This window comes from Streptomyces sp. NPDC051913 (genome assembly GCF_044593635.1).
Classification (GTDB): Bacteria; Actinomycetota; Actinomycetes; order Streptomycetales; family Streptomycetaceae; genus Streptomyces.
The window spans coordinates 292881-306392 of record NZ_JBIUCI010000004.1 but is presented as its reverse complement, the minus strand read 5'-3'; the positions used below and the strand labels follow the sequence as shown (position 1 = coordinate 306392).

The following is a 13512-nucleotide window of genomic DNA, read 5'->3' as shown; positions in this document are numbered from 1 at the left end:
CCATCATCCCTTCAGCGCACCGGACATGAAGCCTCGTACGTAGTGCCGTTGCAAGAGCAGGAACACGAGGAGGCAGGGCACGGCGAGGACCACCACGCCCGCCTCGGTGGCCCCGTAGTCGACCGCGCCCATGCTCTGCTGGCGCAGGTTCGCGACGGCGAGCGGCAGGGGCGCCTTCTCACTGTCGGAGATGAGGATCAGGGGCGCGATGAAGTCGTTCCACGCGGCGAGGAACGCGAACAGGCCGACGGTGATCAGCCCGGGACGTACCGCCGGGAGCAGCACCCGGCGCAGCGCGCCCATCGTGCCGCAGCCGTCCACCAGCGCCGATTCCTCCAGTTCACGGGGGACCGCCTCGAAGGAGATCCGCATCATGAAGGTGGCGAAGGGGAGTTGGAACATGGCGAGGACCAGGCTCAGCCCGATCAGTGAGTTCTGGAGGTGGAGCCGGCCGAGGAGTACGTAGAGCGGGATGAGGAGGGTGGCGTAGGGAACCATGAGGATGGCCAGCGTCAGCAGGAACAGCGTGTTCCTGCCCGGGAATCGGAAGCGGGCGAAGGCGTAACCGCCGAGCAGGGAGACGCCGAGGGTCAGGGCGACGGTGAGGCCCGAGACGACGGTGCTGTTGAGAAGGTACTGCCCGAGTCCGGCGTCGTAGTCCAGCAGGGTGCGGTAGTTGCCGAGACCGTAGCCGGAGTCCTGTGCGGTGCCGGGCTGTTCGCTGACCGAGGCCCAGGTGTTCCACAGCAGGGGGAACAGGAAGATGACGGCCAGGCCTCCGGCGACTACGTAATAGGGGGTGCGGCCGAGCGTGGTGCGCATGGTGGAGTCCCTCCTCATGTCCGTCCTCGTGTCCGTCCTCATGACTCGTCGGCGCGGTGCAGACCGCGGAACTGGGCGGCGTTGAGCAGCAGCAGTGCGGCGAGGACGAGGATCGACAGGGCCGCGGCGGTACCGAGGTTCAGCCGCTGGAACGCCTCGCGGTAGATCAACTGCACGATGGTGACAGTGCTGTTGTCGGGTCCGCCCTTGGTGAGGACGAAGAACTGGTCGAAGGCCAGCAGCGATCCGGTCACGCACAGCAGCAACGACAGCGCGAGGGAGGGGCGGAGGAGCGGCAGCGTGATGCGGCGGAAGATCTGGCCGCGGCTCGCTCCGTCCATGCGCGCGGCCTCGTACAGCTCGTGCGGGATGCGTTGCAGGCCGACCAGCAGGATCAGCATGTAGAAGCCGGCGAACTTCCAGACGACCAGGAACACCGTGGACAGCAGCGCGGAGGTCGGGGTGCCGAGGAAGGACACCGGGTCGTCGACCAGGCCGAGTTTCTCCAGGGCGCGGCTGAGGGGGCCGGTGGTGGGGCTGTAGAGGCCCCAGAAGAGGAGGGAGGCGGAGGCCAGGCCGAGGGCGCCGGGCAGGAAGTAGATGGTGCGGAGGAATCCGGCGCCGGGGCGGGACTCCTGAACCAGCAGGGCGAGCAGGAGGGCGAGTCCGAGGAGGACGACGGTGACGATCGCGGTGTAGAGGAGCGTGAAGCGGACGGCCGGCCAGAACAGGGTGCTGTCGGTGACGTCCGTGAAGTTCTCGGGGGCGTTGCGGCCCCGGTCGCCGGCTATCAACGGCCAGTCGTGCAGGGACATCTGGCCGACCAGGAGCAGGGGCAGGACGAAGAAGACGGCGACGTAGACGGCGGTCGGGGCCGCGTATCCGATCCCCTGGAGCGTGCGGCGGGAGCGCCACAGGGGTCGGGTCGTACGGGATCGGCGGGCCGGGCGCTCTTCGGGCCCGGCCCGGTGGTCGGCGGCCGTACGGTCGGGCGCCTTCACCTGCATGGCTCTCCTGTCGGTCGGCAAGCCCGTCAAAGGTGCCCGCTCAGTCGGCCAGTGAGGCGCTGACCGCCTCGTTGTCCTTCTTCACGTTCGCCCCGTCGCCGAAGACGGCGTCGCGCATCAGCGTCAGCCAGGGCCCGTTGGGGTCGTTGAAGGTCTGGCCGAACTTCAGGGCGTACGGCGTGTGCCCGTCGGCGACGAGCTGGTTGATGGTGACCAGGCGGGGGTCGGCGGCGGAGTACTCGTTGGAGGCGAGGTCGGTGCGCGCCACCACGTCCTTGTGTGCGGCGACCACGTCGACCTGTGCCTTGTCGCCGACGGACCAGGCGAGGAAGTTCCAGGCCTGGTCGGCCTTCTTGCTGGTGGCGGCGACGCCGATGGAGTCCCCGCCGACGAAGGTGGCCTTGCCGCCGTCGGGTCCGGGGATCGGCGCCACGCCGAGGTCCAGGTCCTTGGGCATCAGGCCGAGGGTGGTGGACGGCATGGGCATCACGCCGACCTTGCCCTTGGGGAAGACGCCGGTCCAGGTCGCGCCGGTCTCGTCGCGGGCGCCGGGGGCGACGATGTCGTCCTCGACCCAGCCGCGATAGGTGTCGTACACCTTCTGCGCGGTGGGCGAGTCGAGGGTCGCGGCGGTGCCGTCCTTGTCGAGGACGTCCTGTCCGGCGGCCCAGATGGACGGCCACCAGGTGAAGACACCGCAGCCGCCGCAGTTGCCGCCGAAGAAGGTACCGTCGACTCCGCCGCCCAGCGCGTCCACGGCCCGTGCCTGCTCGTCCCATTCGGCGAGGGTGGTGGGCGGCTTCTCGGGGTCGAGCTTCGCCTTGCGGTACAGGTCCTTGTTGTAGAACAGCACCGACAGATCGAGGGTGTGCGGGACGACGTACTTCTTGCCCTCGTACGTCCCGGCCTTGATGTGCGACTGGGCGAGGCTGTCGGCGAAGGGCAGCTTGTCGATGCGGTCCGTGAGGTCGGCGAAGAGGCCGCTGGAGGTGTAGTTCGGCACGAACACGACGTCCGAGGCGAAAAGGTCGGGCAGGTCGCGGGAGCCGGCCGCGGCACCCACCTTGGCCTGGTAGTCGTCGGTGGGGACGACGGTGAGTTCGATCGTGTTCTTGTGGCTGTCGTTGTACGCCTTGACCAGCGCCTCGCTCTGCGGACGGGTCGCCGCGCGGGTCCACATCGTGAGGGTGGCGCCGTCGTCGACGCCGTTCACCTGTGTGGCGGAGCCGCCGCCCCCACCGCCGTCGTCCTTGCCGTCGTCCCCTGATCCGCAGGCGGTGACCAGGCCGGCCACGGTCAGCAAGGCGGCGGCCGTGGTGACGAGGCGGCGGACAGGGCCGCGCGATCCAGTCGGGCTCCCCATGACGATCTCCCTCCGTGAACGCGCACCGGGAAGAAACGAGCCGAAAAGGCTTTCGTCAAGCTAGAGCCGAGGTGAATACCCGTCAATCCCCCGTGCACGAGAAGAGTTTCGGGTCCCCTCAATAACCTGTACAGGAGAAGAGTTTCGGGTGTGGACCGAAACATCTCGCGTACGGTTTAGGGACGCGACGTGAGACAGGAGACCTCCTCATGACACCTGCGCCCGGCCCGGCCCGTTCGCACACCGCCACGCTCTCCGACGTCGCCCGGCTGGCAGGCGTGTCCGTCGCCACCGCGTCCAAGGCCCTCAACGGCCGCAGCCAGGTGCGCGCCGAGACCAGGCAGCGGGTGATCGAGGCGGCCGAGCGGCTGTCGTTCCGGCCCAACCAGCTGGCCCGGGGTCTGCTCGCGGGGCGCACCGGCACGGTCGGGCTGCTCACCAGCGACCTGGAGGGCCGGTTCAGCATCCCGATACTGATGGGCGCCGAGGACGCGTTCGGAGCGGGCGAGGTGGCGGTGTTCCTGTGCGACGCCCGGGGGGACGCGATCCGTGAACAGCACCATGTACGGGCCCTGTTGGGGCGCCGGGTCGACGGTCTGATCGTGGTGGGCAGCCGGACCGACCCGCGTCCGTCCCTGGGCCGCGGCCTGCCCGTACCGGTGGTGTACGCCTACGCGCCCTCGGACGATCCGGAGGATCTGTCGATCGTGCCGGACAACGTGGACGCCGGGCGGATCGCGGTGCAGCATCTGCTGGCCTGCGGCCGGACACGGATCGCGCACATCACCGGCGACCCGGGGTACGCGGCGGCGCACGACCGGGTCGCGGGGGCGCGGGCGGCACTCGCCGACACGGGGTTCTCGCTGGTCGGCGAACCTCGTTTCGGGTCCTGGTCGGAGGGGTGGGGGCGGGCCGCGGTCGCGCTGCTCCTCGACCAGCACCCGGACGTCGACGCCGTGCTGTGCGGCAACGACCAGATCGCCCGGGGCGTGGTGGACGTGCTGCGTGAGCGGGGGCACCGGGTGCCGGAGGACGTGGCGGTGATGGGCTTCGACAACTGGCAGGTGATGACGTCCGGTTGCCGTCCGCTGCTGACCAGCGTGGACATGAACCTGGAGCAGGTGGGGCGGGCCGCGGCCCAGGCTCTGTTCGGCGCGATCGCCGGCGCACCGCGCCCGGGGGTCGAGGCGCTGCCCTGCCGCGTGGCGATCCGTGGGTCCACGGCCCACCTGTCCTGAATCTCCGGCCCGCCAACTCCCCTCCCCTCCGCCTCCCTTGACACTCCCTCAGCTCACTCCTACGTTGCGAAAACCTTTTAGGTTCGTTTCAGAGCCGTCGTTTCAGCAAAGGGGAGCCCGATGCGAAGACGAACAGAGTCCGGCTTACAGCGCCTGCCAGTCGTCCTGGCACTCCTGATCGGTTCCGTCCTCACCGCGACGCCCGCGGCCCGGGCCGCGCAGACCATCGGCTTCCCCACCTTCAACGGTCCCGCGATCCCCGCGCCGCCGGTCGCCCAGACGCCGGGCGACATGATGCGCGCCATCTACGACGCCGAGAGCTCGGGCACCGACTTCTGGATGGACCGTCTGCTCGCCCGCACCGGCAACGACCCTGCCGGGACCTGGCTGATGAGCCGTGGGCGGGCGCTGTTCATGAAGACGCACGATCCGGCGGTGCTGGGCTTCGGCGGCCATGTCGCCTACTGGGAGAGCGTCAACGACAACAACGCCTACACGGTGGCGATCACCCCGGGCACCTTCACCGAGCAGGTCGCCCAGCGGCGGCAGACGCCCAGCCACTGGAAGAGCGTCCACACCAGCGGGAACGTCTCGGTCGAGCAGACCAAGTTCATCACCGACAACAACGTCGCGGTCACCAACCTGGCGATCAGGAACAATGGCAGCAGCGCGACCACCCTGCAACTGCGGGCGACCTCGCCCTACGCCACGACCGGCAGTGGCAGTGAGCTGACCGGCCAGGTCAACGCGTACAACAACCTCACCACCCTGCGCCCCCGCCTCACCGGCGACGGCTTCACGGTGTCGAGCGGCGGCCTGAACCGGTCCGTGACCGTCGCGGCCGGAGCGACCGTGACCACCAAGGTGGTGATGGGCTTCGTCACCGACGAGATCCCCGAGTCGCTCACCGAGTACAACGCCTACGCCGGCTACTCCCCCGCGACCGCCTTCGCCACCCACGTCCGGGCGTACAACCTGTGGTGGGCGCAGAACGTGCCCTACATCGACGTGCCCGAGCCGGCGATCAAGAAGAACATTTATTACCGCTGGTGGCTGATGCGCTTCAACAACCTCGACGCGGACATCCCCGGGCAGACCTTCCAGTTCCCGACCTCCGTCGAGGGGGCCCTCGGCTACAACAACGCGATCGCGCTGACCCAGCCGATGCACATCGACGACCTCAAGTACCTGCGCGATCCGGCCTATTCGTACGGGGACTGGCTGAGCGTCGGCCAGACGTCCAAGGGCGCCCGGTTCCTCGACAACCCCGGCGATCCGGAGAACTGGTCCAACAGCTACACCCAGTACATCGCCGAGGCGGCCTGGAAGAGCTACCAGATCCACGGCGGCCAGCCCGCCATCGCCGCCCAGCTCGCGCACTACGCCGAGGGCGATGTGAAGGGCCAGCTCGCCTACTACGACCACGACAACAACAAGCTCATCGAGTACGACTGGGGCGCGCTGACCGGCAACGACGCCGACGCCGTCTCCTTCCACTGGAAGTCCGGCACCATGGACCGCGCCGAGTCCGCCTACCCGTACAGCGGCGCGCTCGCCGCCGCGCAGGCCTACGAGGCGACCGGCAACACGGCCAAGGCCACCGAGATGCGCACACTGGCGACGCAGATCAAGAACGCCATCGTCAATGTCCTGTGGAATCCGAACCGGCAGCTGTTCGAGCACCGGCTCAAGTCGACCAACGAATGGGTGCCTTGGAAGGAGATCAACAACTACTACCCGTTCTCGGTCGGCGCGATCCCCGACACCGACACCTACAAGCAGGCGCTGCGGTTGTACGACGACCCGGCGCAGTACCCGGTGTTCCCGTTCTACACCGCCAACCAGGTCGACAAGCAGGCTGCGGCCGACGCCGGGAACCCCGGCTCCAACAACTTCTCGACCATCAACTCCACGGTCCAGTTCCGGCTGTACTCGTCGGTGCTGCGCAACTATCCCAACTCCTGGATGAGCGCGAACGACTACAAGAAGCTCCTGTACTGGAACACCTGGGCGCAGTACGTCGGCGGCAACACGCAGTGGCCGGACGCCAACGAGTTCTGGGCGGACTGGAACGGCAGCTCGATCGACTACCGCTCCTGGATCCACCACAACATCCTGGGCAGCAGCAACTGGACGGTCATCGAGGACGTGGCGGGGCTCAGGCCGCGCAACGACGCCAAGGTGGAGCTCTCCCCCATCGACATCGGCTGGGACCACTTCACCGTCAACAACCTGCGCTACCGGGGCGCCGACCTGTCCATCGTGTGGGACGACCCGGCCGACGGCGTGGTGCGCTACCCGGGCATCCCGGAGGGCTACTCGATCTACGTCAACGGCAACCGTGTCGCCACGGTCAACTCGCTGGTCCCCTTCACCTGGGACCCGGCCACGGGTGACGTCACCACCGGCGGCACGGTCACGCAGCACATCGCGGTGCCCGGTCTCAAGGCCCCCGACCAGGTCGTGCAGGACAGCCCCCGCATGGTCGACATGCTCGCCAAGGCCGGCGTCGATCTCAGCGCCGACCTGACCAACCTCGCGGCCGGGGCTACCGTGTCCGCCTCCTACACCGGCTCCGGCAGCAGCACGGCCGGCGCGGTGGACGGCTACCCCACCAACGAGCCCTTCTGGGGCGCGGGCGGCTCAGCCAACAGCCAGGACTGGTACGAACTCGACCTCGGCACCGCGCGCACGCTCAACGAGGTGCGCCTGTACTTCAAGGACAGCCGCCCCGCGAGCACCACCTACCGGGCCCCTTCCTCGTACGCCGTCCAGTACTACAACGGCAGTGCGTGGGTGAACGTGCCGAGCCAGACCAAGAGTCCGGCCGCACCCCGCGCCAACTACAACCTGGTGCGGTTCCCGGCGATCAGCGCCCAGCGCGTCCGTGTCCTCGCCACCAACGCCTCCGGCGCCAGGACCGGCCTGACCGAGGTGAAGATCTACAACCGGGGCGGGGTGCAGCCACCGGCCAACCAGGCGACGTCGGCGACGCCGACCGCGTCGTACACCTCACCCTGGGAGGCCGTCACCGCGATCAACGACGGCGTCGATCCGCCGTCGTCCAACGACACCGTCAACCCGCGCTGGGGCACCTGGCCGGAAACGGGCCAGCAGTGGGCGGAGCTGACCTGGCCGACCGCCAGGACCCTCAACAAGGCGGACGTCTACTTCTTCGACGACGACCAGGGCATCGACATGCCCTCCGCCTGGAGACTCCAGTACTGGAACGGCGGCTCCTATGTCGACGTCCCGGGCGCGAGCACGTACTCGCTGACCAAGAACCAGTACAACAGCGTCACGTTCACCGCGACGAGCACCACCCGCCTACGGGTACTGCTCACCAGCAACGGCACGAACTCCGTCGGCCTCCTGGAAGCAAAGGTGTACGGCCCGTGACCCGTTCCCGATGTCTCTCAGCGCTCATCGCCCTGCTCACGCTCGCGGTCGCCTTCCTGGTGGCGCCGCCGACCGCTGCCGCCGCCGTCTCCTTCACATCGACCGGGGTGAACCAGAACGGCGGCAACTGCGTCGACCTGCCCGGCAGTTCGACAGCCGCCGGGGCGCAGCTCCGCGCCTTCGCCTGTAGTTCCGGCGCCAACCAGAGCCTCGGCTTCACCCCGGTCTCCGGGACGACCGACGTCTACACGATCACCACGCAGTCCGGTCAGTGCGTCGACGTGTACGGGGCCTCGACCGCCGACAACGCGGCGATCATCCAGTGGCCCTGCCACGGTGGCACCAACCAGCAGTGGCGACTGGTGCCGGTGTCGGTGAGCGGTACCGACAAGACGCTCAACCTGGTCGCCGTCAGCTCCGGCAAGTGCGTGACGCCGAGCGGGGGTTCGTCGGCGTCCGACACCAACCTGGTGCAGCTGCCGTGCAGTTCGGCGAACGGCAGGGTGTGGCGGCTGCCCGCGTTCACCGAGGGCGCGGCGAAGACGTACACCAACCCGCTGTCCCAGCACGGCCCCGACCCCTGGCTGACGTACTACGACGGCTTCTACTACCTGGCCACGACCACCTGGAACGCGACGATCACCATGCGCAGGTCGAGCACCCTCGCCGGGCTCGCCACGGCGACGGACCAGGTGATCTTCAACCTGACCCGGCCCAACGGAGCGGGCACCATGTGGGCGCCGGAGTTCCATCTGCTGGACGGCCCCAACGGCAAGCATTGGTACTTCTACTACACCGCCGGGCGGGAGCCGTACGACCTCGGCACCCAGCGCATCCACGTGCTGGAGAGCGCGGGCCTCGACCCGATGGGCCCCTACACCTTCAAGGCCGACCTGCTCGACCCGGCGCAGGACAACACCTGGGAGCTGGACCCGAGCATCCTCCAGCTCAACGGGCAGCTCTATCTGCTGGGCACCTTCTACAACGGCTCGCAGCCGATGTTCATCCGCCCGCTGTCCAACCCGTGGACCGCGAGCGGCACCCGCCGCGTCCTGTCCACGCCGACCTACAGCTGGGAGACGGTGGGCGGCGCGGTCAACGAGGGTGCGGAGGTGCTCCAGCGCAACGGGAAGACGTTCATCGTCTACTCCGCCAGCCACTGCTCCACACCCGACTACAAGCTGGGCATGCTCACCTACAACGGCGGTGATCCGCTCAACTCCGCGTCCTGGGTGAAGTCGCCGAACCCGGTGTTCCAGCGGTCCAACGCAGCCGGCGTCTACGGGCCCGGACACAACGGCTTCTTCAAGTCGCCGGACGGGACCGAGGACTGGATCGTCTACCACGCCAACAACTCCACGAGCGGCGGTTGCGACATGAACCGGACGACCCGGGCACAGAAGTTCACCTGGAACGCGGACGGCACGCCGAACTTCGGGACACCGGTGGCCCTGGGGGTTGCGTTGCCGGCGCCTTCCGGGGAGTAGGCGCTGCGTTCACCCCGAGTGGCCGGATCCACGGCCATGACACGGCGGAACCCTTCGACCCGTAGCCAGCGAGCGATCGGTGATCGATGATGAGCGCTCCGTGCGACTTGAAGAAGGGTTCCGCCCGATGAACGTCAGAATTCAGCCCACCGCCCAGGTCGACGAGACGGCCACCCTCGGCGACGGGACGACGGTCTGGGACCTGGCCCAGATCCGCGAGGACGCCCGGCTGGGCGGCGGATGCATCGTGGGCCGGGGGGCCTACGTGGGTCCCGGGGTGCGGATCGGCGACAACGTGAAGCTGCAGAACTACGCCCTGGTGTACGAGCCCGCCGTGCTCGGGGACGGGGTGTTCGTCGGCCCGGCGGCCGTGTTCACCAACGACTACTTCCCGCGTTCCGTGGACACCGAGGGGAAGCTGAAGCGCGGCGGTGACTGGGAGGCCGTCGCCGTCACCGTGGCCGAAGGGGCCTCCGTCGGGGCGCGTTCGGTCTGTGTGGCCCCGGTCCACATCGGTCGCTGGGCGTTGGTCGCGGCGGGGGCCGTGGTGACCAAGGACGTCCCGGACTTCGCACTCGTGGCGGGTGTGCCGGCGCGGCGGATCGGCTGGGTCGGGCGGGCCGGCGTACGCCTGGTGGAACGCGATCCGGGCACGTGGGAGTGCCCGGAGACGGGCGGGCTGTACGACGAGAAGGACGGCGAACTCGTCGAGCGCGCATGACTCCTGTTTCCAGCCGTTCCCAACTGTTTCCCTCAAAGGCCAAATCATCGAACATCTACAGGCATAACATGTGTGCGAAGTGTGCAGACCATGCACAATGACCGCACAAGCCAGTAGTGCCCAGGGGGGGTTACGGGGTGGTGGGGACACCTGTGTCCGCGTCCAGGAGTGACAGCCGCTCCGGCGCCTGACGTCTGCCTTCCGTCGTTGGCCGATTGTGGCCCGACGTTTCACCAGTCTGTCCAACACAGGGCCCACAGGGGGGTTGGTGTGTCCCAAAAATGACCATGTCACGTCTGGCCGCGCTCGGTCGTGAGGAACCGTCGCTGCTCGCGCTCGCCCAACGTCTCCTCACGGTGGCGGAGTTGGGTCTCCCGGCGATGCTGCTGCCCGGCAAGGAGGCCTTCGCCTTCACCATGGCCGGGCGGCGGGCGCCCGACGGTTCCTGGACCCTGGACCGGCGCGGGACCAGCACCCGGTATGCGGCCATCACCGCGCTCGGCGTGCGCTTCCTCCCCGAGGACCGCCAGCGGGCGGCGCTCGGCGGGCGCACCGCGCAGGAGTTCACGGGCCTGCTGGTGGAGTCCCTGCCCGGGGTGACCAACCTCGGCGACGCGGCGCTCATCGCCTGGGCCGCCGCCGAGACCGTCCACCCCAAGCTGTCCGACGCCCTCGCCCGGGTCGAGGCGCTGGACGCGTACGACAAGCCGCAGTACACCGTCGAGGCCGCCTGGGTGCTGTCCGCCTATGCGGCGGCCCGTGACACGGTCGACGTGGAGAGACGTTTCACCTCGGCCCGCGACCGGCTGCTGCGGGCCCGCGTCGGCGCCGGTCCGCTGTTCCCGCACGCGACCGCGCCCGGACTGCTGCCCTGGTACCGGGCCCATGTGAGCTGCTTCGCCGACCAGACCTATCCGCTCCAGGCCCTGGCCCTCGCGCACGCGAGCGGCGACGGGGACCCGGAGGCGCTCGCCGCGGCCGAGGCCTGCGCCCAGCGGATCTGTCAGCTCCAGGGCGACGGCGGGCAGTGGTGGTGGCACTACGACGCGCGCACCGGCGGGGTCATCGAGGGCTACCCGGTCTACAGCGTCCACCAGCACGCGATGGCACCGACCGCCCTGTTCGACCTCACGGACGCCGGCGGCAGCGACTTCGGCGCGGCGATCCGCAAGGGCCTGCGCTGGATGACGGACGTACCGGAGCTGTCCGAACGCCCGGATGTCCGCGAGCCGTTGATCCTGGACGACCTCGGCGTGACCTGGCGCAAGGTCTACCGGGGCGACCCGAAGAAGGCCGTGCGCGCCGCCCGGGGACTGACAACCCGGGCCGTTCCGGGCCTGCGACTGGGGGCCCTGGACCGGGTCTACCGCCCGTTGTCCGTGGACCGTGAATGCCGACCGTACGAGTTCGGCTGGATGCTCCACGCCTGGCAGGGGGGCCGAATATGAGTGGGAGACGGACGCTGTTCGGCGTCGAGCTGGACCCGCTGACCATGGACCAGACCGTCGAGCGCTGCCTCGAAGCGGTGCGGGACGACAGGCAGTTGGAGATCGGTGTCGTCAACGCCGCGAAGCTGGTGAACATGCGGCGCGACGAGCGCCTCGCCAAGGCGGTGTCCGGCTGCGATCTGGTCCTCGCCGACGGACAGGCCGTGGTCTGGGCCGGACGGGTGCTGAAGGCCCCGCTGCCGGAGCGGGTGGCCGGGATCGATCTGTTCCTGCGGCTGCTGGCCGAGGCGGAGACGGCGGGCATGTCGGTCTACTTCCTCGGCGCCAAGGAGGAGGTGCTGGCGGAGATGGTGCGGCGGGTCGCCGCGCGTTTCCCCGGCCTGAAGGTGGCGGGCCACCGCAACGGCTACTTCGACGACTCCGAGCAGGCGGCGATCGCCGATTCGATCGCCGACAGCGGCGCCCAGATGCTCTTCCTTGGCATGACCTCGCCGAAGAAGGAGATCTTCACCGCCGCGTACGGCGAACGCACCGGCGCCCGTGTGGTGCACGGCGTCGGCGGCTCCTTCGACATCCTGGCCGGGATCACCAAGCGGGCCCCGGCCGCCTGGCAGCGCCTGGGCCTGGAGTGGCTCTACCGCGTGCTCCAGGAACCGCGCCGCCTGGGCCGGCGCTACCTCACCACCAATGCTGCCTTCCTTCTCATGACGGCGCGCGAGCGTTTCCGGCTCACCCCGTCGACCGCTCCCGCGAACAGGAGTCACTGATGCGTGTCGTCGTGGTGGGACAGGGATACGTCGGACTGCCGCTGGCCATCCGGGCCGCCGAGGTCGGACACGAGGTGATCGGGTACGACGTCGACGCGCGCCGGATCAAGAGCCTCGCCGCCGGTGAGTCCTTCGTGGAGGACGTCTCCTCGGAGCGCATCCGCGCGGCGCTGGACAACGGCACCTACCGGGCGAGCGAGTCGGCCCGCGACTGCGGCGGTTTCGACGTCGCCGTCGTGACGGTGCCGACCCCGCTGCACGAGGGCACTCCCGATCTGCGGTACATCAAGGAGTCGGCGGTCACCCTCGGCCGCTATCTGCGCCCCGGCGCCACGGTGGTCCTGGAGTCGACCACCTACCCCGGCACCACCCAGGAGCTGTTCGCGCCGCTGCTGGAGGAGGGCTCGGGTCTCGCCGCGGGCGCCGACTTCCATCTCGGGTACAGCCCGGAGCGGATCGACCCCGGCAACACGGTCTGGGGCTTCAAGGAGACGCCGAAGGTCGTCTCGGGAGTCAACGAGGCGTCCCTGAAGGCCGTACAGGACTTCTACGCCCAACTCGTCGACACCACCGTGCCGGTGAGCTCGCCGAAGGAGGCCGAACTCGCCAAGCTCCTCGAGAACACCTTCCGGCATGTGAACATCGCGCTGGTCAACGAGATCGCGATGTTCGCCCACCACCTGGACATCGACGTGTGGCAGGCCATCGACGCCGCGTCCAGCAAGCCCTTCGGCTTCATGAAGTTCACGCCGGGGCCCGGCGTCGGCGGTCACTGCCTGCCGATCGACCCGTCGTACCTGTCCTGGCGGGTGCAGCGCGAACTCGGCCAGAGCTTCCGGTTCGTGGAGCTGGCCAACGACATCAACAACCACATGCCGGAGTACGTGACCCGGCGCGTCACCGACCTGTTCAACGCCAGACGCAGATCCGTCAACGGCTCGCGCGTCCTGCTGCTCGGTCTGGCGTACAAGAAGAACACCGGTGACGCCCGCGAGTCGCCGGCCCTGCGCATCTCCCAACTGCTCCTTGACATGGGTGCCCAGGTCAGGGCCGCCGACCCGCATGTCGTCGAGGGGTTGCCGGTGGACGCCCGGCTGGTCCGGGTCGAACCGGACGCGGAGGAGCTGGCCGCCGCCGATGTGGTGGTCCTGCTCACCGACCACGACGGCTTCGACTACGAACTCATCGCCGAACAGGCCCCGTTCGTCCTCGACTGCCGTCGTCGCCTGACCCCCGGACCCACGATCGAGGTGCTCTGAA

Annotated in this window: 10 protein-coding genes; 7 read left to right on the top strand and 3 right to left on the bottom strand. The window is 68.9% G+C overall.

From position 1 onward, the window contains the following. Window positions 1–3 precede the first annotated feature (3 nt). Genes ACIHIX_RS13980 through ACIHIX_RS13970 form a run of 3 tightly spaced genes read right to left on the bottom strand, consistent with a single transcriptional unit; the run spans window position 4 to window position 3192 of the window. Window positions 4–822: a carbohydrate ABC transporter permease gene (locus ACIHIX_RS13980; RefSeq protein WP_399954500.1), complete on the bottom strand. Its 819-nt coding sequence runs from the start codon at window positions 820–822 to the stop codon at window positions 4–6. A 38-nt stretch (window positions 823–860) separates the two neighbouring features. Next, window positions 861–1829 carry a carbohydrate ABC transporter permease gene (locus ACIHIX_RS13975; RefSeq protein ID WP_399954497.1) on the bottom strand — a complete coding sequence of 323 codons (969 nt, stop codon included), beginning with the start codon at window positions 1827–1829 and terminating at the stop codon, window positions 861–863. 40 nt (window positions 1830–1869) lie between these two features. Continuing rightward, on the bottom strand, window positions 1870–3192 hold the full coding sequence (locus tag ACIHIX_RS13970) for an ABC transporter substrate-binding protein (protein WP_399954494.1): 1323 nt from the start codon (window positions 3190–3192) through the stop codon (window positions 1870–1872). Between the two features lie 209 nt (window positions 3193–3401). On the opposite strand from ACIHIX_RS13970, the gene ACIHIX_RS13965 reads away from it, so the two are divergent. The 7 genes from ACIHIX_RS13965 (at window position 3402) to ACIHIX_RS13935 (ending at window position 13511) form a co-directional block, all read left to right on the top strand. Then, a complete protein-coding gene (locus tag ACIHIX_RS13965; protein WP_399954491.1) occupies window positions 3402–4430 on the top strand; it encodes a LacI family DNA-binding transcriptional regulator in 1029 nt (342 codons plus the stop codon). Window positions 4431–4550: 120 nt separating this feature from the next. Then, a complete protein-coding gene (locus ACIHIX_RS13960; RefSeq protein ID WP_399954488.1) occupies window positions 4551–7829 on the top strand; it encodes a discoidin domain-containing protein in 3279 nt (1092 codons plus the stop codon). Continuing rightward, complete coding sequence (locus ACIHIX_RS13955; protein WP_399954486.1) at window positions 7826–9316, top strand: family 43 glycosylhydrolase; 1491 nt, start codon at window positions 7826–7828, stop codon at window positions 9314–9316. The genes ACIHIX_RS13960 and ACIHIX_RS13955 overlap by 4 nt, the downstream gene beginning before the upstream one ends. A gap of 127 nt (window positions 9317–9443) precedes the next feature. Further along, window positions 9444–10037, top strand: a complete 594-nt coding sequence (locus ACIHIX_RS13950) for an acyltransferase (protein WP_399954483.1) — start codon at window positions 9444–9446, stop codon at window positions 10035–10037. Between the two features lie 281 nt (window positions 10038–10318). Then, window positions 10319–11485, top strand: a complete 1167-nt coding sequence (locus ACIHIX_RS13945) for a hypothetical protein (protein WP_399954480.1) — start codon at window positions 10319–10321, stop codon at window positions 11483–11485. Next, window positions 11482–12252, top strand: coding sequence for a WecB/TagA/CpsF family glycosyltransferase (locus ACIHIX_RS13940; RefSeq protein ID WP_399954477.1), 771 nt, complete (start codon window positions 11482–11484; stop codon window positions 12250–12252). The genes ACIHIX_RS13945 and ACIHIX_RS13940 overlap by 4 nt, the downstream gene beginning before the upstream one ends. Then, window positions 12252–13511 carry a nucleotide sugar dehydrogenase gene (locus ACIHIX_RS13935; RefSeq protein ID WP_399954474.1) on the top strand — a complete coding sequence of 420 codons (1260 nt, stop codon included), beginning with the start codon at window positions 12252–12254 and terminating at the stop codon, window positions 13509–13511. The genes ACIHIX_RS13940 and ACIHIX_RS13935 overlap by 1 nt, the downstream gene beginning before the upstream one ends. Window position 13512 lies beyond the last annotated feature (1 nt).

Coding starts and splice junctions, on each gene's coding strand:
- ACIHIX_RS13980 (WP_399954500.1), bottom strand. CDS start 822: ATGCGCACCACGCTCGGCCGCACCCCCTATTACGTAGTCGCCGGAGGC.
- ACIHIX_RS13975 (WP_399954497.1), bottom strand. CDS start 1,829: ATGCAGGTGAAGGCGCCCGACCGTACGGCCGCCGACCACCGGGCCGGG.
- ACIHIX_RS13970 (WP_399954494.1), bottom strand. CDS start 3,192: ATGGGGAGCCCGACTGGATCGCGCGGCCCTGTCCGCCGCCTCGTCACC.
- ACIHIX_RS13965 (WP_399954491.1), top strand. CDS start 3,402: ATGACACCTGCGCCCGGCCCGGCCCGTTCGCACACCGCCACGCTCTCC.
- ACIHIX_RS13960 (WP_399954488.1), top strand. CDS start 4,551: ATGCGAAGACGAACAGAGTCCGGCTTACAGCGCCTGCCAGTCGTCCTG.
- ACIHIX_RS13950 (WP_399954483.1), top strand. CDS start 9,444: ATGAACGTCAGAATTCAGCCCACCGCCCAGGTCGACGAGACGGCCACC.
- ACIHIX_RS13945 (WP_399954480.1), top strand. CDS start 10,319: ATGACCATGTCACGTCTGGCCGCGCTCGGTCGTGAGGAACCGTCGCTG.
- ACIHIX_RS13940 (WP_399954477.1), top strand. CDS start 11,482: ATGAGTGGGAGACGGACGCTGTTCGGCGTCGAGCTGGACCCGCTGACC.
- ACIHIX_RS13935 (WP_399954474.1), top strand. CDS start 12,252: ATGCGTGTCGTCGTGGTGGGACAGGGATACGTCGGACTGCCGCTGGCC.